The following is a 20,362-nucleotide window of genomic DNA, read 5'->3' as shown; positions in this document are numbered from 1 at the left end:
ACAGAGGTCGAGTACCTCAAAATTTAATCATACGATTATGTCAGTAAAAATTAGATTACAAAGACACGGTAAAAAAGGAAAACCTTTTTACTGGGTTGTAGCTGCAGATGCACGCTCAAAAAGAGATGGTAAATACTTAGAGAAAATCGGTACTTACAATCCAAACACTAACCCGGCAACTATCGACTTAAACCTTGATAGTGCAGTAAAATGGTTGCACAATGGTGCTCAGCCAACTGATACTGCAAGAGCGATCCTTTCTTACAAAGGTGCTTTATTGAAACACCACCTTGATGGAGGTATCCGTAAAGGAGCTTTGACTCAAGAGCAGGCAGATGCAAAATTAGCTGCTTGGTTAGAGGCTAAAGCTGGAAAAGTTGATGCTAAAAAAGACGGTTTATCAAAAGCACAAGCTGATGTTAAAGCTAAAGCTTTAAAAGCAGAACAAGAAGTTAATGCAAAACGTTTAGCTGCTGCAGCTCAGGCTGAAGCTGATGCTATCGCTGCTGCAAATGCTGCAGAGGCTACAGAAGAAGTTGCTGAAGTTGAAGCTACTACTGAAGAAGCTCCTGCTGCTGAAGAGAATAACGAAACAACTGAAGCATAATTTTAGCTGGCGATAATGCATAAAGAAGAATGTTTTTATTTAGGTAAAATCGCTAAAAAATTTAGTTTCAAAGGTGAAGTACTGATCTATTTAGATACAGACGAACCTGAGTTATACGAAAATCTGGAATCAGTGTTTGTTGATCACAACAAACATCTGGTTCCTTTTTTTATTGAAACAAGTTCTTTACACAAAAACGACTTTTTAAGAGTTCGTTTTGAAGATGTAAATACAGAAGAAGACGCTGATGCCTTAGTTGGAAATGGTGTCTATCTTCCTTTAACTATGTTGCCAAAACTTTCCGGCAACAAATTTTATTTCCACGAAGTTATTGGCTTTGAAATTGAAGACCAGCGTTTAGGTGTTTTCGGAAAAATAACTTCTATTAATGATTCTTCTGCACAACCTCTTTTCGAAGTTTTAAATGGCGAAGTTGAAATACTAGTTCCGATGATTGATCATTTTCTTGTAAAAATTGATCGGGACAATAAAAAAGTCATTATGGATCTGCCAGAAGGATTGGTGGAGATGTATCTTTAAGTAAATTCCAATTTTTTTAAATTCCAAATTCCAAACTGAAAAAGGAAATTCTAATTTGGAATAGCAAATATTTCCCTTATATTAATTTGAAGGAAAAAACTTATTTTTAAAATATTATTATATCTTTATCGGTATTTGAGATTTCAATATTCGAATTTTCACTATGAATAAACCTTACGATTTAGAGGAAAGGACTTTCCTGTTTGCAAAAGAATGCCGAACTTATATTAAAACTTACCTAAAACAACATCCAATATTGAAGATGGAAAACAATTAGTTAGATCCTCAGGTTCTGTGGGTGCAAATTATATGAAGCAAATGAAAAACTTGGAGACAAAGATTTAATCTTTAGACTTAAAATCTCTCGAAAAGAAGCAAAAGAATCTAAATTCTGGTTACGACTATTGCATGAATTAAATCCCGACCAAAGAATACTATCAGATTCTTTACTATTCGAAGTAGAAGAATTACGAAAAATTCTATCAGCCATAATCACAAAACAACAAAATAATTAATTGAGATTTTAATCTTATTTTTGCAGTTCAAACTACATAATTTAATCCGTGTTGCATTTGGAATTTGGAATTTCTTTTATTGAAATTCCCCTTTCAAATTGGAATTTGGAATTTAAAAAATTTGGAATTTTATTTTATGTTTCAATTCAAACAATTTTCTGTTCAACAAGACAAAACAGCAATGAAAGTTGGAACCGATGGTGTTTTGTTAGGCGCCTGGGCTCCAATAAAACATAATCCGTTTAGTGTTTTAGATATTGGTGCAGGAACCGGAGTCATCGCTTTAATGCTTGCTCAAAGGAGCCAAGCACAACAAATCGATGCACTGGAAATTGACGAGGATGCTTACGAACAAGCGGTAGAAAATTTCGAAAACTCACCCTGGAGTGATAGATTATTCTGTTTTCATGCCGGTTTAGACGAATTTATTGAAGAACCGGAAGATGAATACGATTTGATTGTCTCTAATCCTCCTTTTTACTCTGAAGATTATAAAACCGAAAATGAACAACGCGATTTAGCGCGTTTTCAGGATGCAATGCCTTTTGAAGAATTGGTTGAAGCAGCGGACTTATTGCTTTCAGAAAATGGAATATTTGCAGTGATCCTTCCATTCAAAGAAGAAAAAAACTTTATAGCTTTAGCCAAAGAAGCTGAATTATATCCAACAAAAATTACACACGTAAAAGGAACCCCAACTTCAGAAATCAAACGCAGTTTACTGGCTTTTAGCCGGAACGAAAATCCGGAAACCGAAATCGATGAATTAATTATCGAAACTGACAGACATGTTTATACAAAGGATTATATTGAATTAACAAAAGATTTTTACCTTAAAATGTAATCCCTCCTTTTTAATCTTCAGATGATTCAAATCCACTAAAAAAATATAGTTAGTTACTTTTAAACATCTAAACAAGTTCAATGTTTTATTTTTACAACAATAACTATTAGTTTTGTTATATTTCTTTATGTAGATTTGTATTTATAAAACTATCGTACCATGAAACCTGATTTATTTCAAGCACCTGATTACTATAACCTTGACGATTTATTAACTGATGAGCACAAATTGGTTCGCGAGTCGGCACGTGCATGGGTAAAGCGTGAAGTTTCTCCAATTATAGAAGAATATGCTCAAAAAGCCGAATTTCCAAAACAAATCATAAAAGGTCTTGGAGAAATTGGCGGATTTGGACCTTATATTCCTGTAGAATATGGCGGAGCAGGTTTAGACCAGATTTCATACGGACTGATCATGCAGGAAATAGAGCGTGGAGATTCCGGTGTTCGGTCAACCTCATCCGTACAATCTTCTTTAGTAATGTATCCTATCTGGAAATACGGGAATGAGGAACAGCGAATGAAATATCTGCCAAAACTGGCCACAGGGGAATGGATGGGCTGTTTTGGTTTAACCGAACCAGATCACGGTTCTGACCCCGGAAGCATGATTACCAATTTTAAGGATATGGGCGATCACTATCTCTTAAATGGTGCTAAAATGTGGATTTCGAATGCACCATTTGCCGATATTGCCGTAGTCTGGGCAAAAAATGAAGAAAGCAGAATCCACGGATTAATTGTAGAGCGTGGTATGGAAGGATTTACAACGCCGGAAACGCATAACAAATGGTCACTTCGTGCATCTTCGACAGGCGAATTGATTTTTGATAACGTAAAGGTTCCTAAAGAAAACCTGTTACCAAACAAATCAGGATTGGGAGCACCGCTTGGTTGTTTAGATTCAGCCAGATACGGAATAGCCTGGGGAGCAATCGGAGCGGCAATGGACTGTTACGATACTGCTTTACGTTATGCTAAAGAAAGAATCCAGTTTGGAAAACCTATTGGAGGAACACAATTACAGCAGAAAAAACTGGCCGAAATGATTACTGAAATCACAAAAGCGCAATTATTAACCTGGAGATTGGGCGTTTTAAGAAACGAAGGAAAAGCAACTACTGCCCAAATTTCGATGGCCAAACGAAATAATGTTGACATGGCAATTCACATTGCCCGTGAAGCCAGACAAATGCTGGGCGGAATGGGAATTACAGGCGAATATTCGATCATGCGCCATATGATGAACCTTGAAAGTGTCATTACTTATGAAGGCACTCATGACATTCACTTATTAATAACAGGAATGGATGTTACAGGACTTTCGGCATTCAAATAATAACGCTCTATTAAAATATATTGAAAATCAATACCAAAAGCTTCCTCTAATCGGGAAGCTTTTTTATATTTACCAAAAATACCACGTCTATGAATATTGAAACCATCAACAATCGCATTTACCCTCAAAAGGAAATGCTTTTACAGCATTCTTTGTACAATAAAATCCAAAGCATCGATGACCTGCATAGTTTCTTAGAAAGTCATGTTTTTGCAGTTTGGGACTTTATGTCACTATTAAAGGCTTTACAGGCTAAATTGACCTGCACAACTACGCCTTGGTTTCCAACAAAAAATCCCGAAACCCGATATTTAATCAACGAAATTGTCCTTGCTGAAGAAACCGACCTAACTATTGACGGCAAAAGACAAAGTCATTACGAAATGTATATCGAGGCAATGAAGGCCTGTGGTGCAGACACATCTGCAATCAACAAATTTTTATCTGAGGTAAATTCGCTTCATAATATTTTTGTTGCCATCAAACAAAGTTCTTTACATCCAGATGTAAAATCATTTTTAGATTTCACTTTCCGTGTTATAGAACAAGGGAAACCACATGAGATTGCGGCTGCCTTTACCTTTGGAAGAGAAGATTTAATTCCGGCTATGTTTACCGAAATCCTGAAGAACTTTCAAAAAAATCTTCCTGAAGTTGATTTAACAAAACTGCTTTATTATTTCGAAAGACATATTGAACTTGATGCCGATGAACACGGTCCAATGGCCATGCAAATGATTACAGAATTATGTGGGGATGACGCCGAAAAATGGTCTGACGTAGAAGAAATTTCAATTCTTGCATTAGAAAAAAGAATCGGACTCTGGAATGCTATTGAAGAAGAAATTTCAATGAAAGCAGAAATGGTGTAAAACCACAAATCCTTTTTTAACGTAACTATTTGTTTAGAAATGATGCGAAATCTGATTTACACAAATTATGAAACCACAGTTCAAACAAATAGTTATTGTTTTACTTTCTATAGCCCTTTTGAGTTGCAGCACTGAAGAAAGCCCTTCGGAAACGACTGTTACTCCCGAACCTGTCACACCTCCAACAACAGTCCCTAATCCGGAAATTCCAACCGGACCCATTGCTAAATCAATAAATTATTTAGCATTAGGAGACAGTTATACCATTGGACAAAGCGTCTGCGAAACCTGCCGGTTTCCGGAACAGCTCAAAACGAGTTTAAAATCGTTTTATACAGAAACCAACTTTTCATTACAAGTTATCGCCACAACCGGATGGACAACCACCAATTTAATTTCGGCCATAAACCAGCAAAAACCCGAATCCAATTATGATCTGGTGACGTTATCAATTGGTGTCAACAACCAATATCAGGGAAAAGATTTTTCTGTTTATGAAAGAGAGTTTCCTGAATTGGTAACCAAAGCAATTGCATTGGCAAAAGGTGACAAAAAAAACGTAATTGTAGTTTCGATACCTGATTATGCTTACACCCCGTATGCAAAAAATTTAAGTGATAGTCAAAAAACAAAAATCTCCACCGAAATCAATCAGTACAATACTTTTGCCGAGAATTACTGCCAAGCAAATGCAATAGTTTTTGTAAATATTACTGACATTACCAGGCAAGGACTGAGTAACCCAAATCTTGTCGCTTCAGATGGGCTGCATCCTTCAGAATCTGCTTATGCTTTATTTATTGAGCGCCTTTTGCCGAAAGTCAAAGTAATATTGCAGGATTAGATATTTATTAATTTTTAGAAGCAGAAAATCCATATTCAAAAGACCAATTCTCCCGCTATCCATTTTATCTTTTATGGCAAACCCCGCCACAAAAGGATATCATTTCTATCGGGGCTGGATTAGAGGTTTTGGTTTTTCAAGAAATAAGAAACCCTGCAATTTCAATTAATGAAACTGCAGGGTTTTATCTCGCAGAGAGGAAGGGATTCGAACCCTCGATACAGTTACCCATATACTAGCTTTCCAGGCTAGCTCCTTCAACCACTCGGACACCTCTCTATTTTGGTTTGCAAATAACATGAAAAAAAACGAGTTAGAAAAACATTTTTAAAAATTCCTTTCAATACTTGTCTTATTTATCTAAAATAAACCGGCTAAAGCGAAATCTCGCCTCGTAAAGCTGTTTCAAAAATCGTTTTAAATTCGTTTTGCGGAATCGTAACTGTATGTCCCAGCAGATACATTAATTTGGTAATAGCCGCTTCCGTCGTAATATCTTTTCCGGAAATAACGCCCAACGACTTCAAGGCTGTACTGGTTTCATATTGTCCCATGTTGACGCTTCCACCAGAGCATTGGGTTACATTTACGATATGCATTCCATTCTGAATTGCTTTCTGAATCAAATTTAAAAACCAGTCTTCAGTTGGTGCGTTTCCTGAGCCGTAAGTTTCCAGAACAACCCCTTTTAAATCTTTAGTCGCTAAAATGGAAGCCAAAACAGTTTCGCTCATCCCGGGAAACATTTTTATAATCGCGACATGATTATTCAGGTTTTTATGGACAATCAGTTTTGCATCGGTTTTTACCGGAAGAAATAAATGCCGGTTTAATTTTAAGTGTACTCCCGACTCTACCAATTCAGGATAATTGGGTGCTGTAAATGCCCTGAAATGTTCGGCATTTACTTTTGAAGTACGGTTGCCTCGGTATAATTTATATTCGAAATACAGACAGACTTCAGTTATAACAGGCTTTCCATCTTCCTGAAGTGAAGCAATCTGAATGGCTGTGATCAGGTTTTCTTTGGCATCGGTACGAAGATCACCGATTGGCAATTGCGAACCCGTAAACACAACAGGTTTTGATAAATTTTCGAGCATAAAACTCAATGCCGAAGCTGAATATGACATGGTATCTGAACCGTGAAGCACGACAAATCCGTCAAACATATTGTAATTTTCCTCAATAATAGTGGCAATTTTAGCCCACATTTGAGGATTCATATTCGAAGAATCAATTGGATTTTCAAACGAAACCGTTTCGATTTCGCAGTCCAGTTGTTTTATTTCGGGAATATTTTTAAGCAGTTTTCCGAAATCAAAAGCTTTAAGCGCCCCTGTTTCAAAGTCTTTGCTCATCCCGATGGTCCCACCGGTATAAATTAAGAGTATTTTGGCTTTAGAAGGCATCCTGGTATTTTAATTTATTCACCACAGGATTGGCATACATGGCCAAAAATCCTTGTCTGGCAACACCATTGTCAGTTCCTATTCTCTTTTCTAAACGACGCTCAAAAAGCTGTTTTTCACTTTCTTTATACAAATGAGCGTATTTATTGGTTTCGTTTAAAATATCGTAAGCAATAAAATTGGTTGGCCATAACTGGTAATTCTGTAAAATAGAATCGTCAATGGTTTGTGCCAAAGCCTGAATCTGTTTGTTCGAATTATCGTTTTCAGCCACAATCTGATCGATTTCAGAGTCCAGAACATCTCCAACAGAAATATGGATTCTTTTTTTAGTCCCCATAATACCACTCAAAATAGTCATGAAATCTTCATTTTTATCTTTTACATACACTTCGTTATTAGCTTCTGCCATTAATTGCGGCATTTTCAGAACGTCCGTCGGATCGTATTCGTATGAAATTGCTACCGGAACAATCTTTAACTTTTTGAAATAATCCATCGGATTCGCTTCATCAGAACCCATTGCAATCATTTTTAAAACGCCCGGATTGGTTTCGTCATTTCCATCTTTTGTACGACCTTCACGCTGTGCAATCCAAACCGAACGGTTCTCACGAAGCAGTAACTGCCCCATATATTCTGCCAGTAATTTTGAACTTTGCAGCATTTCTCTTGGCGTTAAACCTCTTAAAACTAAAAAGTTCCTGTTGAGTTTTGCGAGGGTGCTCAAAAATGCTTTTTTAACTAAATTATCACCAATTGCAGATGCCGTCATAACCAAACCATGTTCGAAAAGACAAACATTCAGTAAAGTGGTATCCAGCAAAATATCGCGGTGATTGGATATAAATAAATAAGGAGTGTTTTTTTCTAATTTATCAAAGCCTGAAGTTGTAAGCCCTTCTGAACTTTTTTCGAGTACTTTTTGAATCGTCTGATAAATAAAATTGCATTGAAAATCACGAATTGAGTGCGTTTTCTTCAATTGTTCTTTCCAGACTTCATCATTTAATTCCGGAAAAGTAAAATTCATCATGGTTTTCATCATCGGATGATTGGCAACTCCATGAAGGGCTTCATTTACTTCAGAATCATAAAATGGTCGAATAGCGTCAAATTTCTGCATTATAAATATCAATTTAGGTGGGCAAAAGAACAAAAAAAAAACTAAAATATTGTAATCGGGGTATTAAATCCCAAAAACAACTTTGGAGTTTTGTGTTGTTGCTTCTGCAATTTCTGTATCTGAAAGGTCGTAAATTTCGGCCAGTTTTGCAATTACATTTGCTAAATAACTGCTTTCGTTGCGTTTACCTCTGTATGGAATTGGTGCGAGGTAAGGCGAATCGGTTTCTAAAACAATATGTTTTAAATCAATTTGGTGTAAGAATTGGTCGATTTTTCCGTTTTTGAATGTAACAACACCTCCGATTCCGAGTTTCATATTATACGAAATTGCCTGCAGTGCTTGCTCGTAGGTTCCTGTAAAACAATGAAAAATCCCGAACAAATCAGAGGACTTTTCTTCTTCCAGAATTTCAAAAATTTCATCAAAAGCTTCACGGCAATGAATCACGATGGGCAATTTATATTGTTTTGCCAGCTGGATTTGTTTTCTAAAAGCAATTTGCTGTTCTTTTAAATGTGTTTTATCCCAGTACAAATCGATTCCGATTTCGCCAACGGCATAGAATTTTCGTTTTGAAAGTTCTGTTTCCACATGTTTTAACTCGTCCAGATAATTATCTTTCACGTAAGTGGGATGCAACCCCATCATCAGGAAAACATGATCCGGATACTTTTGCTCCAGATCATACATTGATTGTGTGGCTGCAGCATCAATAGCAGGAATAAAAAAACGGGTTACTCCGGCATTTATCGCTCGTTGCATCATTTCATCACGATCCTGATCAAACTCTTCAGAATATAAATGCGTGTGTGTATCTGTGATTGTAATAGTAGATTTCAATTGCAAAAATTTAAAACGCCAAAATTACGACAATAATAAATGAATAGCAATTCGTAAGATTGGAGCGCGGGTTTGGCGGATTCACTTCGTGAAACGCTGATTGACACGGATTTTTTACGAACATTGTCATTTCGACGTAAGGAGAAATCACACAAGAAACTCCGCAAAGAAATTACCAATCTTTGTCGATCCACGAGTGAGATTTCTCCCTCCGATCGAAATGACAAATAATTACTATTTCTCCGTTTCAATAAAAGTTAAAGCTCTTTCCAAAACCTCATCTCTTCCTTCCTGAATTCCTTTGATTGTTGGTTTAACTTCGATATCAGGAACAATCCCGATTCTTTGAGTTTCACGTTTATCAGGATAATAAACTCCGATACCTGAAAAGCCAGTATGAAATTGCTTAAATTCAAATTCGAATGCATTCCCATCTGTTCCTGCTGTCTGACTACCAATAATGCTTGTATTTCCTGCCGTTTTAAAACACATTGCCGTCCATTCAGACTGACTGAAAGCGTATTCATTTAACAACAGAATTACTTTACCTTTATAATTATCTTTATTTTCACTTCCACAATTTGTTCCTTCTGTCCATATATATCTTCCAGGATAATTAAGATACGGATAGGTATATGTCGCAAATTTATTTTCTTTAGGACTTAAAAAGTTTGCAATCTCTGCGTATGTTTCTTTTGGATAATTTCTCATATCAAAAACAATTGCCTTTGTTGATTTTAAAGCTTCAATCATATCCGGAATATTTTTTGGTTTGATAACTCCCATATTAACGTAACCAATATTATTGTCCAGAATTTTGAATTTCTCCTTCTTTTTCATGGCTCCTTTCTTAAATTCATTTCGATGAGAATCATGATAATTAAACCAGATCATTTCTTTTATTTCCAACTTTCCCTCTTTAAGAAATTCTACTTTTACATTTTTAGAATCAGAAGTAAGAATTGGAGTTACAACTTTATTTAAATACGAAGCTTCGTTTGAAGCATGTATTAAATCTCTATTTTCATCAATACAATTCTTAATTGTTTTACCATTTATTTTAGCAATAACGTCACCAATTTTAATATTATAGGCTTCTGCAAGACTGTCACCTAAAATCTCGGTAACAACCAATTTGTCATCAATTATTTTTCCCGTTGCCGGAAAATAAACCGGCTCTTTATATGGAGCACCTAATCTTGGATAGATATGAAACATCACATGACCATCATTTAGCTTAGTTGACATTCTTTTCATTACGGCTAAAAATTCTAACTCATTTTTAGTATCTAAAATAAATGGCAAAGTTTGTTCTAAAGTCTTGTCCCATTTTTGATCCATAACATATTTGTACGGAAAAAAATATTCTATGACATTCCAATAAACAAACAACATTAGGATTCTGGAATCGCTTTTATTATAGTCAAGATTTAGATAATTTTTCAGGTTTTTAAAACTATCAAAATCGGGTCCGAATTCCTCACCACTTTGAAACCTGTTGTCTTCAATAAATTTCAATTTCTTAGAAAGTTTTTTAGAGAACAGCTTATTATTGAACCAGCTTAAATCAAAGTTTTTATCAAAAAGTTGAATTTCTTTTGGCATAGCAATCGGAGCAATTTCTTTTACCGGGCCAAGTTCATCAATCCAGTTTTCTAAGATCAGGGAAAATTCTTCTTTGGTTTGCGCTTTATCTATTTTCGGCAATTTTTCCAAAAGCTGCTGATCCCAATTAAATTCGCCATTGGCTACTTTTGGGTGATAATATTTTAAGAATCCCCAGACTTTACAGGTTGCACTAAGCTTTTCCGTTTCAGTAATTTTGGCATATCCAAAGGTAATCTGAGTAAATAAAAAAAGAAGTATTAAAGTAATTTTCTGCATTTAATGGTGGTTTAGGTTGTAGATAGTGCTGGTTAATTGCTAAAAAATAGAAATCGAATATAGAACTAAAAAATCTAAATTCGTTTTATCTAAACTTTTTAGAAACAAAAAAAATCCGCAAAGCATTTTTAAACTTTGCGAATCTCTGCGTAAATTCTCTGTGAACCTCAGTGGAAATATCTAGTCCAAAGCATCCAAAAGTTCCTGAACCTCATCATAGTCTTCATAATCCTGAGAGATAGTCTGCAGGATTTGTTTACAGCCATTATAATCTTTTTGTTTTAATTTTAATAAAGCCAGATTCCAAAGCGCTCTTTCTTTGTAAACAGAACTTCCTGATTTCAATTCATTAAAAACTGTTTCTGCTTTATTATACTGACTGGCCTGCAATAGAGAAACCCCATAATAATATTGAATTTCAGCGGTTTTTTTGTTTTTAAGAACCACTTCAAAAAACGGAATCGCTTCCTTGAATTTTCTTTCATTAAACGTTTTTTCTGCCTCTATCAAATTTTCATTTGCATTGCTTCTTTCTGTAAAATGAGCCTGTTCGGGATGGTTATAATCATTAAAAGAAGGATTCTGGTTGTAGTCAAAAAAGAACAATCCGAATAAAATAGCTACAGATGCTGCCGCTGCATAATACCATGGACGCATCGGGAACACTTTTGGCTTTTCTTTATTGAAATGTTTATCTGCAATAGCAGACAGGTTTTCTTTAAACGCCTCTCTTTCCTGCTCATGCCCGAATTTATTTTCTAATTGTTCCAAAACATCTTTGAACGTTCTGAATTCAGCGGCAAATTCGGGATTTTCTGAAAGCGTTCTTTCAAAGCTGTTTCTTTCTTCAACAGTCATTTCTCCCTGCAGATACTGATCAAATAATAGGTAGCGTTCTTCGTTCATGGCTAATTATTTTTTAAGAGATTTAAATTTTTTTGCTTCCTGAATCCATTGTGTCAGCTGTCCGATACATAACGATTTCTTTTTACGCACATAACCGTACGTTACGTTTAGCTTTTCGGCAACCTCTTCCATCGATTTAATGGCAAAACTCAGTTTTAGAACCTCCTGGCATTTGTCTCCTAATTTTTGGAACATCGTATCAAAAAGTTGCTGTTTTTCATCAAATTGTTCGGCTTCTTCAACCAATTCGAGAGCAGATTCATTGATAGATGCAAAATCTTCATTAATTGTTACCCCTTTATTCGAAGTTTTTTTCAATTCGTTAAGCCATTTCCTTTTGCATAACAAAAAGAAGTAGGCATCAAAAGGGCAAGTCAGCTGTAATGTATTGGCTTTTGCCTGATTAAAAAGCAAAATCATGATTTCCTGAACCACATCCTGCGCCTGATCCTTGTCTCCTGAATTATTCATGATATAAAAAACCACTTTGGGAACGAAATTTTTATAGATAGACCGGATTATGGCCGAATCATTTGCGGCAATTCCGTCAATATATTTCTGGTCGGGATGAATTTTGCTTTTTTCCATAATTGAAAATTATTAGCTAAAGTAAAAAAAAGAATCTGAAAAAAATTACACAAAAAGAGGGTAACAATTTTAAAAGTCAGTTGATATAAAGACAATAAAGGGTTATTTAGAATCAAAAAATCACATAAATATGGGAAGTTATCAATTTACAACCGAGAAAGATTTTGCCAAGTTCCAGCAGACGCTGTCGAACAAAATCCGCAACGGATTTATCGTAATTGAAAAAAATGATAAACTTCCTTATGTGGTTTTATCCAAAGAAAAAAAACAAATCGATTCTTCCCTGCAGCTGACTTTGGTTTTTGCTACACTGGGCCTTTGGTCCATTGTCTGGCTTTATTTAATCATTAGTATTTCAAGGAAAAAACAAATCCTGGTTGCGTTGGATGAAGACGGAAATGTTTTTGAAGAAAAATGCTTTTCCAAATAAATTTAAAAAAAAATAAAAAACAAGGGTAACAATTTTAAAAGCGTGTTGATATAGCCATATAAAACGAATAAAAAAATAAATTTTGAAAACAAGGGTAACAATATCAAACCCGAATTGATATAAGGACATAAAAAATAAATTAACAACCCGAATCTGAAAACCAACTGATAAAGATCAGCTCAGATTTATAAAAATTAGAAATCATGAACACAAATTTTAGAAAAATCGGATTATTATTTTTAGCATTAGCGGCTTTCGCAAGTTGTGATGACAGCGAAGGAGATAACAAAGTTACGCCACCATCTGCATCAGAATTTGCAGCGGTAAGAGATAACGCTTTGGCAGGAAAAACACAACATTTTACTGCAACAGCCGGAGACGGTACAATTACGATAACTTCTGCAAAAGGTGTAAAGCTAAACATCAACGGGAACTGTCTTACCAAAAACGGAAATGCTGTAACCGGAGCAATTGACATTGAATTTGTTGAACTTTTTGACAAAGGAAGCATGCTTGTAACGAATAAACCAACTATGGGATTAATGGCTGACGGAAAGAAAAATCTTTTAATATCCGGTGGCGAATTCTTTATCAAAGCCACACAAGGCGGTGTTGCACTTCAGGCTTCATGCCCTATGAGTATGATTGTTCCAACAAACTTAACAGGCGGACTTGACAATACTATGACACTTTGGACCGGTGTTATTGATGAAGCAGAAGAACTTGTATGGAGAGAAGCCAAAGCTGGTGCTGACGGAGCCAACGGAAAAGGCGGTGTACAGGGCGAAGGAAATAATTATTATGTAACTTTTGGAAACTTTGGATGGACAAACGTTGACCGTTTCTACAGCGATCCAAGACCTAAAACCACTATTTTGGTAGATGCTCCTGAAGGTTATGACAACAACAACTGTGCAATTTACCTGTCTTATGATGGCGAAGGAACAAATGCTCTTGCAAAATTAGACACTTACACAGCTGCAGGTTTGTTCAGCGAACATTACGGACAAATCCCCGTTGGTTTAGCCTGTCACATCATTTTTGCAACAGAAGATAACGGTCAATGGCGTTATGCTATCAAAGGCGTGACAATTGCTGCCAATCAAACCTACACCTTTACACTTGCAGAAACAACAGTAGGCTCAGAAGCACAACTGGTAGCAGCAATCAATGCTATTCAGTAACTTACAAAATACTTTTTTAAGAAAAAGTGGTGATTTGCTCATCACTTTTTTTACATTTAAACCTGTTTTAAACTATTTCTGATCATTTTTAGAAGCTAATCCTGCTGTCCGCTGTATTCCCGATAACAAAAACTACGGCTAAAAGCCTTGTTTTTCTAAATCGGGAGATGCCGCTCCCATCAGGGCTAAAAACCTCCTCGACCATGAAAAAACTTTTATGCTGTTTCATTATCCTTTCATCAGCAATGGTGTTGGCGCAGACCAAAGTAAAAGACACCATCACCCGAAGAGCAAATATCAGCTATGCTCAGAAAGGCAATTCGGTAACTTTCAAACCTGAAACACCGCCTTTAATCCCAATTGCAGGTGCTCCAAAACCTAGTTATTCCTATTTATGGGAAATGGGTGATGGACATTACAGCAAACAGGCAGAGCCCAAACATGTTTATAAAAACAAAGGCAGTTATACCGCACGGTTAGCCGTTACCAACAATTACGACAATGGAAAACCTCCGGCAACGCGCCCTAAAAAAGTAGCTGTAAACGAAATAGGAGACGACCCGTATCAGGACATCGCCTCCATTGCCGATCAAAACGGATTTACAATTATAAAAAACTGTGACCCGATTCCGGAACAGGAAATGGTAGTTGTAGTCAGTTATCAAAACCTTGAAAATTATGTTGCCAATGGCAAGCTCTATCTTTTTTACAACGAAAAACAATTCAAAAACAGCAATTTCGAACTGACCGATTTCAGAACTTATGCCGGCGAACGCGAAGTAAAAGAAAATACAATAGCTTCGGTTGACGATCTGGATGACACAAACTCCTATGTCGCTTCTACAGAAAACACTATAAAATTCAAAAAATATAAAAACACGACCACAGAAGAAGATTTAGAAGCCAGCTTAAAAGAGGCACATACGCTGTATCATAACGTTTCGATTCTGGAATTTGACGATGCCAATCCAAACGAAACACGAAATGTTTTTTACACTTTCAAAACTACTCCCGAAATGATCAAAGACACCAGCGCAACAGTTACCATGCGCGGGATTTTTGTACCCAACCGCAGTTTTAAAAACCATAAAGTTAAAAATCTCGAAATGGAAATCGTAACCTCTCACGACCCCAACAAAATGGGTTCGAATGGGAGTTTTATGAATTACAGACTGGTACGGTTTAAAAGAGTAAAATTCAAAACCCGTTTTCAAAATAATGGTGAAGGTCCTGCTCGAAAAATCCGTTTAGAAACCGATATCCCAGATATGTTTGACAAAAAAACATTCCAGATCGAGAGTATGTATCCCGAATGCCCAATTTGTCCAAAAGGCGAAGAGCCAACCGTAAGCTGTCTGGACACCATCATAACAAAAAAACAAATCATTTTTACATTTAAGAATATTTACCTTCCGGGGACAGAACAAAAAAACGTACAGGAAAAAGACAGTACCAAAGGTTTTGTGCGTTATTCGATGAAATTCAGTGAAGACTTTCATAAAGTAAAAACCAAAAGCCGGACATCTATTATTTTTGATAAAAATGAACCTATCATAACCAATTACGCCGTTACCCGATTTTTACCCGGAATCTCGATTGGCGCAAAAGCCGGATATAATTTCTATTCAGACTTAGACAAATCAACCAGCTATTTTGTCGGTGCTACTATTTCACCTTTTAAAGCTTATCGGTTTTACTGGCAGGCTGAATGGGTAAATGCTTTAAACCAGTACAACAGCGCAGTCAATATTACAACTGCATTTGACACCAATGCAAACGGAACAAGACGATTAATACGTACCACTACCACAACCGAAAATAAAAACGTCAACTGGGAAGTCCCGGTTTTGATTCGGTACAACATTAATAATTATATCGGAGTTGGAGCCGGAATTCAGGCTAATATCAATGTGGCATCACAACAGAATCAGGATATAAAAACAGAAACTTTTGAAAATGAAAAAGAAAATCTTTTAATAGATACAAAAACGACTACTAATAACGTCAAAAACTCATTTACGGATTTAAAAACCGGTCTTTTATTTGATTTAACAGCAGGTTTTGCCAGAATCGGTCCGAGTTTAGGAGCGCGTTATGTCATCAACTTCGAACAGGATTTCAATTATTTTCAGGTGTATGGGATTTGGAGGTTTTAAATTATTTTCACCATATAAGTGATATAAGTAAATTTAAGTTTTAATTCAGAAAATATAACACATAAGCTTATATGATTTATTTTAGTACTCAACAACTATAATATGAACTTATATCACTTATATGGTTTAATCTTTCTTTTTGTTAACCTGAATGTTTTGGGGCAAAACCCTGAAGACAAAATTTACAATGCAATCGATGCATTTGTTGCTCATCCTTCCGCGAAAGCGCTTCAAAATTTAACCAATATTGAAGCCGACTTCTGGAAAAATCCAAAGCCAAAAACCAAAGACGAATTATTAGCTGTTGTGGTTTTAAACTGCAACAAGGCGTATTATCAGAATCAGTTTGGACAAACGCACAATGCAGTTTCGAGTTATGAAAAAGCCTGGCAAGTGTACCAAAAACACAAACTCAACAATTACGATATAATTGAATACTGCCTAAAACCTCTGGGCAATTTATACACCGTTTTGGGAGATTATGACAGCGCCGAAAATACTATAAAACAGTATTATTTTATTGCAGAAACAGAGAAAAACCAATCACAAAAAATAGCGGCAATCCTAAATTTATCGAATGTGTATCAAAGTTCGGGCAAGACTTCAATGGCAATTGAACTTTTAGAAAATACTTTAAAAAATGAAAAATTGTCGAATGTCCTGCGCGGTATTTTATTGAATAATCTGGGGAATAATTATTTACTGAGTTCAGGCGGAAATTTATTATTTCCCAAAACAAGAGAAAAAGCTGAAAAAGCATTTGAATCCTCCATAAAATTTCTTCAAAAAGAAAAAGATCAATCTGAAACTTTATCGAATTCGTATCGAAATCTTGCAACGCTTAACCGCCAAAGACGAAACCTCGAAACAGCAAATTCTTATTTAGAAAAAGCTGAAAAACTGTTTTTAAAAACGACAAATCATCCGCCAAGAAAACTGGCTCAACTTTTTTATGAAAAAGCGCTGATTCTTTTTGATCAAACAAAATATGAGGAAAGTTCAAAGCAGATTTCGGGAGTTTTTAAAATTTTAATTCCTGATTACAATTCAAAAAATATTCTTCCAAACGAAAATCAATTGTACGCCGAAACACTTTTAGTTGATGCCCTTGATTTAAAAGGAGAAATTTTAAACATAAATGAGCCTAAAAAAGCACTGGAAGCTTTTGCCCTTTCATTTTACATTGAAGATCTGCTGATGAACGGCTTGGTTTACGAAAACTCCAAAATCCTGATGCAATTGCGATCCCGAAACCGGACTGAAAAATGTATTTCGATTTATAAAAATTTATATGAAAAAGAAGGCAAAGCTGAATATCTGGAAGAAGCTTTTCAATTGTCTGAAAAAACAAAATCGGGAATTTTAAAAAGCTATCGTTCGAATTTTAAAAACGCTTCCGCAGCAGAAAAACAGCTTTTGCAGCAATTTCAAAACTTAAATAATGCGATTTTAAAAGAACAGCAAAAAGGAGATTTGGCCGATATTTCGAAAATCAATACTCTTATTAAAAAGCAAAATGAACTGACGCTTTCGCTGAAGAAAATCCAGGCTGAAAATCCAGATTATATTCCGGAAAACTGTGATTTAAAATTATTGTTTAAGAAGTTGGAGAATGACAAAGCCGTGATGGTGTATTATTTTATGGGGGCTGAAAAATTGTATTATTTTACTTTATGCAATAACAGAATCAGTCTCAATTCTCTTTATATAAACCATACAGGAATATCTGATATTCTTCATTTTATAGATTATTTTAACAATGCTGATGCCATTTCAAATGATATTTCGGGTTATAAGTATTCTGGAAAGAAAGTTTATGATTTACTGAAATTTCCAAACAACTCAGTATATCAAAACCTTATTATTGTTCCTGATGGCATTTTGAATTTTCTTCCGTTTGAAGCATTGCTTACACAAGAATCTAAGACAACCAATTTTGCCAAAATGCATTATTTGCTGCATGATTTCAGGATCGCTTATACTACATCGGCAAATTTTTATCTGAATTCAAAACCCTTTTCAAAATCAGAAAAAACGGTTTTGGGTGTTTTTCCGGTTTTCGAAAAAACAGCTTTTGAACTAAGTTATTCGAAGAAAGAATTAGAATCTATCCGCAGTAATTTTGAAGGCAAATATTTAGAAAATGCTAATGCGAGTTTTTCTAATTTTAAAAATAACATTTCTAATTATTCGATTCTGCATTTAAGTACGCATGCATCTTCAGGCGATATTGAAACTCCTGCAAGCATTAAATTTTATGATCAGGAAATTTTATATTCAGAATTGTATAATCTCAACATCAATCCGGATTTAGTAGTTTTAAGTGCCTGCGAAACCGGAATCGGAAAACTCTATAAAGCCGAAGGAGCGATGAGCGTGGCAAGAGGTTTTCAGTTTGCAGGAGCACAGAATCTGTTATTTTCTTTATGGAAAGTAAACGATTATACCACATCGGTCTTTATGACTGATTTCTATAAAAATATCAAAAATAAGCAAACTTACTTTGAAGCCACTGCCAATGCAAAACTTGATTTCTTAAATGACAAAACAATTCCAAACGCTAAAAAATCTCCTTATTACTGGAGTTCGTTTGTCTATTACGGCTCTATTTATCCAGAAGAAAAATCAGCCTATTATATCTGGTTCATCATTAGTTTATTGGCTGTAATTGGTTTATTTTTGGTTTTCAATCACTATCGAAAATGGAAAATCTTCACGAGGTTCTCAAAAAAGAGAAATACAAAAAAATAAAATTCAAGGTTACCAAAACACAGCATTTAGCCATTAAAGCCAAAATAAATGGCGTTTCCGGAAATTTCATTTTAGATACCGGCGCATCAAACTCCTGCGTGGGTTTTGAAAGTATCGAAAAATTCGAATTAACCACAAAAAATTCCAAAACCAAAGCAGCAGGTGCCGGCGGAACCGGAATGAAAACACAAATTTCAAAACACAATTCACTTCAGCTGGGTTCCTGGAAAAACACTGATTTTAGTCTGGTTATTTTTGATCTTTCACACGTAAATGAAGCGCTGAGACAATACAGGGCAAAACCCGTTCATGGTATTATTGGAGCTGATGTTTTACTGGAAGGAAAAGCGATTATTGATTATTATAATCATTATTTGTATCTCAAATGATAAAAATCCAAATCTGAAATTCCAAATTCCAAAACTTAAGTTCTGGTAAAAATAAAAATCCAAACTCCTTAACTGGAATTTGGGATTTGATATTTTTACAAATATTTCTTTAAAACTGCTGCTTTTTACTTTGGTATTTTAGCAATTTCTATTTTTTTATACCTGAAAAGACACCTTAGCTTGTAAACCTGTCAGCTTAAGCAACATTTTTTATACTTTTTACCACTACCGCATGGACAAGGATCGTTTCTGTTTATTTTTTTCTCTAAAACAATTGTTGCACCATTTTTTTGATATTTATTAAACTCCTCAAATAATTTAGAATTAAAATCAGATTGGTTTCCCTTTTCAAAATTTATAAGTTCATCATTTAATTCAAAAACAGTAATAATATTTTTTTCGGGCTCAACAATTTCAAACAAATCATCATAATCGCCATTTACAGAAAAATCAACATATCCTTTATCATATAAGTTTTCTATTAATTCTTTTTGATAATCGCTTGGGTTAAAAATATAACTTGTAAAGAAAGCCAAATAGGTAGGATCAATTTCTGTACTTTCTTCTGAAAGTGAATTGTAAAACTCTAATAATTCCGTCCAATGATTTGCAATAAGATTTTGTTTATCAGGATTTTTTAAATAAATCTGATATAATGCCAGTGCAACTTGTTCTTTACTAAAAGTATCTAGTTCTTCTTGTTTTAGAAAATCTACTAAAGTTTCAATTTGATCTTGACCAAAGTGATACACAAAACCCCAATAATATTCTGTAAACAAATCGCCGAACCAATATTCAATCTTATCGTCAGACCATTTTAAAATGTCAAGAACTAAATTTAATTGATCTTCTCTTTCACATTCTTTTAATAAAAACAGTGTATAAACCATCAAATTGTATGAAACCTCATCATCTATATCATCTAGTTCATTACTGCAAAATTTTATTATTGTTTGTAAATCTTGAGTTAATGTGTTTTTTTCATTAGCCAGAATTTCTTCAAGTTGCTCATTACTTAAAGTACGATTCTTGAAAAGATTCTCTAATACCTTATGATGCAGTATTGGTGTATCTTTCATAATTAATTTGCATATATTTCTCTAAAATTTTTTCTTTTGCTTTGGTAACTAATT

At 35.0% G+C, this 20,362-nt stretch carries 19 protein-coding genes and 1 tRNA gene; 12 read left to right on the top strand and 8 right to left on the bottom strand.

Translation table 11 applies throughout. The features are described from left to right. Positions 1-37 precede the first annotated feature (37 nt). The 7 genes from K8B81_RS10520 to K8B81_RS10490 all read left to right on the top strand — a co-directional run bounded on the left by K8B81_RS10520 (position 38) and on the right by K8B81_RS10490 (position 5,560). The gene (locus K8B81_RS10520; RefSeq protein WP_223681387.1) at positions 38-607 is read left to right on the top strand and encodes a 30S ribosomal protein S16; all 570 of its coding nucleotides are present in this window, start codon (positions 38-40) and stop codon (positions 605-607) included. 15 nt (positions 608-622) lie between these two features. Next, positions 623-1,147: a ribosome maturation factor RimM gene (rimM, locus tag K8B81_RS10515; protein ID WP_223681385.1), complete on the top strand. Its 525-nt coding sequence runs from the start codon at positions 623-625 to the stop codon at positions 1,145-1,147. A gap of 281 nt (positions 1,148-1,428) precedes the next feature. Continuing rightward, positions 1,429-1,662, top strand: coding sequence for a four helix bundle protein (locus K8B81_RS21050; protein ID WP_223681417.1), 234 nt, complete (start codon positions 1,429-1,431; stop codon positions 1,660-1,662). Positions 1,663-1,798: 136 nt separating this feature from the next. Next, complete coding sequence (locus K8B81_RS10505; protein WP_223681383.1) at positions 1,799-2,506, top strand: tRNA1(Val) (adenine(37)-N6)-methyltransferase; 708 nt, start codon at positions 1,799-1,801, stop codon at positions 2,504-2,506. A 159-nt stretch (positions 2,507-2,665) separates the two neighbouring features. Further along, positions 2,666-3,844, top strand: a complete 1,179-nt coding sequence (locus tag K8B81_RS10500; RefSeq protein ID WP_025572541.1) for an acyl-CoA dehydrogenase family protein — start codon at positions 2,666-2,668, stop codon at positions 3,842-3,844. 89 nt (positions 3,845-3,933) lie between these two features. Continuing rightward, a complete protein-coding gene (locus K8B81_RS10495) occupies positions 3,934-4,716 on the top strand; it encodes a DUF3050 domain-containing protein (RefSeq protein ID WP_025572540.1) in 783 nt (260 codons plus the stop codon). Between the two features lie 67 nt (positions 4,717-4,783). After that, a complete protein-coding gene (locus K8B81_RS10490; protein ID WP_223681381.1) occupies positions 4,784-5,560 on the top strand; it encodes an SGNH/GDSL hydrolase family protein in 777 nt (258 codons plus the stop codon). Positions 5,561-5,752: 192 nt separating this feature from the next. Here the strand turns inward: K8B81_RS10490 and K8B81_RS10485 are convergent. The 7 genes from K8B81_RS10485 to K8B81_RS10455 form a co-directional block, all read right to left on the bottom strand. After that, positions 5,753-5,839: transfer RNA gene (locus K8B81_RS10485), tRNA-Ser, on the bottom strand. A 95-nt stretch (positions 5,840-5,934) separates the two neighbouring features. After that, positions 5,935-6,972 (bottom strand): asparaginase, encoded by a 1,038-nt coding sequence (locus K8B81_RS10480; protein ID WP_223681380.1) that lies wholly within the window; start codon positions 6,970-6,972, stop codon positions 5,935-5,937. Further along, positions 6,962-8,098: a 1-acyl-sn-glycerol-3-phosphate acyltransferase gene (locus tag K8B81_RS10475; RefSeq protein WP_223681378.1), complete on the bottom strand. Its 1,137-nt coding sequence runs from the start codon at positions 8,096-8,098 to the stop codon at positions 6,962-6,964. Before K8B81_RS10475 ends, K8B81_RS10480 begins: the two co-directional genes overlap by 11 nt. Before the next feature lie 63 nt (positions 8,099-8,161). Then, positions 8,162-8,929 carry a TatD family hydrolase gene (locus tag K8B81_RS10470; protein ID WP_223681416.1) on the bottom strand — a complete coding sequence of 256 codons (768 nt, stop codon included), beginning with the start codon at positions 8,927-8,929 and terminating at the stop codon, positions 8,162-8,164. Between the two features lie 246 nt (positions 8,930-9,175). Continuing rightward, positions 9,176-10,825 carry a S41 family peptidase gene (locus K8B81_RS10465; RefSeq protein ID WP_223681376.1) on the bottom strand — a complete coding sequence of 550 codons (1,650 nt, stop codon included), beginning with the start codon at positions 10,823-10,825 and terminating at the stop codon, positions 9,176-9,178. Between the two features lie 180 nt (positions 10,826-11,005). Next, positions 11,006-11,731 carry a tetratricopeptide repeat protein gene (locus K8B81_RS10460; protein ID WP_223681374.1) on the bottom strand — a complete coding sequence of 242 codons (726 nt, stop codon included), beginning with the start codon at positions 11,729-11,731 and terminating at the stop codon, positions 11,006-11,008. A 6-nt stretch (positions 11,732-11,737) separates the two neighbouring features. Further along, positions 11,738-12,319, bottom strand: coding sequence for an RNA polymerase sigma factor (locus K8B81_RS10455; protein WP_223681372.1), 582 nt, complete (start codon positions 12,317-12,319; stop codon positions 11,738-11,740). 130 nt (positions 12,320-12,449) lie between these two features. On the opposite strand from K8B81_RS10455, the gene K8B81_RS10450 reads away from it, so the two are divergent. The 5 genes from K8B81_RS10450 (at position 12,450) to K8B81_RS10430 (ending at position 19,229) form a co-directional block, all read left to right on the top strand. Continuing rightward, on the top strand, positions 12,450-12,749 hold the full coding sequence (locus K8B81_RS10450) for a hypothetical protein (RefSeq protein ID WP_025572521.1): 300 nt from the start codon (positions 12,450-12,452) through the stop codon (positions 12,747-12,749). 203 nt (positions 12,750-12,952) lie between these two features. After that, positions 12,953-13,933, top strand: coding sequence for a hypothetical protein (locus K8B81_RS10445; protein WP_223681369.1), 981 nt, complete (start codon positions 12,953-12,955; stop codon positions 13,931-13,933). A 203-nt stretch (positions 13,934-14,136) separates the two neighbouring features. Next, positions 14,137-16,089, top strand: coding sequence for a DUF7849 domain-containing protein (locus tag K8B81_RS10440; RefSeq protein ID WP_223681368.1), 1,953 nt, complete (start codon positions 14,137-14,139; stop codon positions 16,087-16,089). 102 nt (positions 16,090-16,191) lie between these two features. Next, positions 16,192-18,840 carry a CHAT domain-containing protein gene (locus tag K8B81_RS10435; RefSeq protein WP_223681367.1) on the top strand — a complete coding sequence of 883 codons (2,649 nt, stop codon included), beginning with the start codon at positions 16,192-16,194 and terminating at the stop codon, positions 18,838-18,840. Beyond that, positions 18,792-19,229, top strand: coding sequence for a retropepsin-like aspartic protease (locus tag K8B81_RS10430; protein ID WP_223681366.1), 438 nt, complete (start codon positions 18,792-18,794; stop codon positions 19,227-19,229). The genes K8B81_RS10435 and K8B81_RS10430 overlap by 49 nt, the downstream gene beginning before the upstream one ends. Before the next feature lie 191 nt (positions 19,230-19,420). On the opposite strand, the gene K8B81_RS10425 is transcribed toward K8B81_RS10430, so the two are convergent. Next, on the bottom strand, positions 19,421-20,308 hold the full coding sequence (locus tag K8B81_RS10425) for a DUF1186 domain-containing protein (protein ID WP_223681365.1): 888 nt from the start codon (positions 20,306-20,308) through the stop codon (positions 19,421-19,423). Between the last annotated feature and the right edge of the window lie 54 nt (positions 20,309-20,362).

It is taken from the genome of Flavobacterium hibisci, from assembly GCF_020026925.1.
Taxonomy (GTDB): domain Bacteria; phylum Bacteroidota; class Bacteroidia; order Flavobacteriales; family Flavobacteriaceae; genus Flavobacterium; species Flavobacterium hibisci.
The sequence above is the reverse complement of the archived record's forward strand: the minus strand, read 5'-3'. Positions and strand labels throughout refer to the sequence as shown.

What these genes read in the sequence shown, in the direction of transcription:
- K8B81_RS10520 (WP_223681387.1), top strand. Translation starts at nt 38, where the DNA reads ATGTCAGTAAAAATTAGATTACAAAGACACGGTAAAAAAGGAAAACCT.
- rimM (WP_223681385.1), top strand. Translation starts at nt 623, where the DNA reads ATGCATAAAGAAGAATGTTTTTATTTAGGTAAAATCGCTAAAAAATTT.
- K8B81_RS10505 (WP_223681383.1), top strand. Translation starts at nt 1,799, where the DNA reads ATGTTTCAATTCAAACAATTTTCTGTTCAACAAGACAAAACAGCAATG.
- K8B81_RS10500 (WP_025572541.1), top strand. Translation starts at nt 2,666, where the DNA reads ATGAAACCTGATTTATTTCAAGCACCTGATTACTATAACCTTGACGAT.
- K8B81_RS10495 (WP_025572540.1), top strand. Translation starts at nt 3,934, where the DNA reads ATGAATATTGAAACCATCAACAATCGCATTTACCCTCAAAAGGAAATG.
- K8B81_RS10490 (WP_223681381.1), top strand. Translation starts at nt 4,784, where the DNA reads ATGAAACCACAGTTCAAACAAATAGTTATTGTTTTACTTTCTATAGCC.
- K8B81_RS10480 (WP_223681380.1), bottom strand. Translation starts at nt 6,972, where the DNA reads ATGCCTTCTAAAGCCAAAATACTCTTAATTTATACCGGTGGGACCATC.
- K8B81_RS10475 (WP_223681378.1), bottom strand. Translation starts at nt 8,098, where the DNA reads ATGCAGAAATTTGACGCTATTCGACCATTTTATGATTCTGAAGTAAAT.
- K8B81_RS10465 (WP_223681376.1), bottom strand. Translation starts at nt 10,825, where the DNA reads ATGCAGAAAATTACTTTAATACTTCTTTTTTTATTTACTCAGATTACC.
- K8B81_RS10460 (WP_223681374.1), bottom strand. Translation starts at nt 11,731, where the DNA reads ATGAACGAAGAACGCTACCTATTATTTGATCAGTATCTGCAGGGAGAA.
- K8B81_RS10455 (WP_223681372.1), bottom strand. Translation starts at nt 12,319, where the DNA reads ATGGAAAAAAGCAAAATTCATCCCGACCAGAAATATATTGACGGAATT.
- K8B81_RS10450 (WP_025572521.1), top strand. Translation starts at nt 12,450, where the DNA reads ATGGGAAGTTATCAATTTACAACCGAGAAAGATTTTGCCAAGTTCCAG.
- K8B81_RS10445 (WP_223681369.1), top strand. Translation starts at nt 12,953, where the DNA reads ATGAACACAAATTTTAGAAAAATCGGATTATTATTTTTAGCATTAGCG.
- K8B81_RS10440 (WP_223681368.1), top strand. Translation starts at nt 14,137, where the DNA reads ATGAAAAAACTTTTATGCTGTTTCATTATCCTTTCATCAGCAATGGTG.
- K8B81_RS10435 (WP_223681367.1), top strand. Translation starts at nt 16,192, where the DNA reads ATGAACTTATATCACTTATATGGTTTAATCTTTCTTTTTGTTAACCTG.
- K8B81_RS10430 (WP_223681366.1), top strand. Translation starts at nt 18,792, where the DNA reads ATGGAAAATCTTCACGAGGTTCTCAAAAAAGAGAAATACAAAAAAATA.
- K8B81_RS10425 (WP_223681365.1), bottom strand. Translation starts at nt 20,308, where the DNA reads ATGAAAGATACACCAATACTGCATCATAAGGTATTAGAGAATCTTTTC.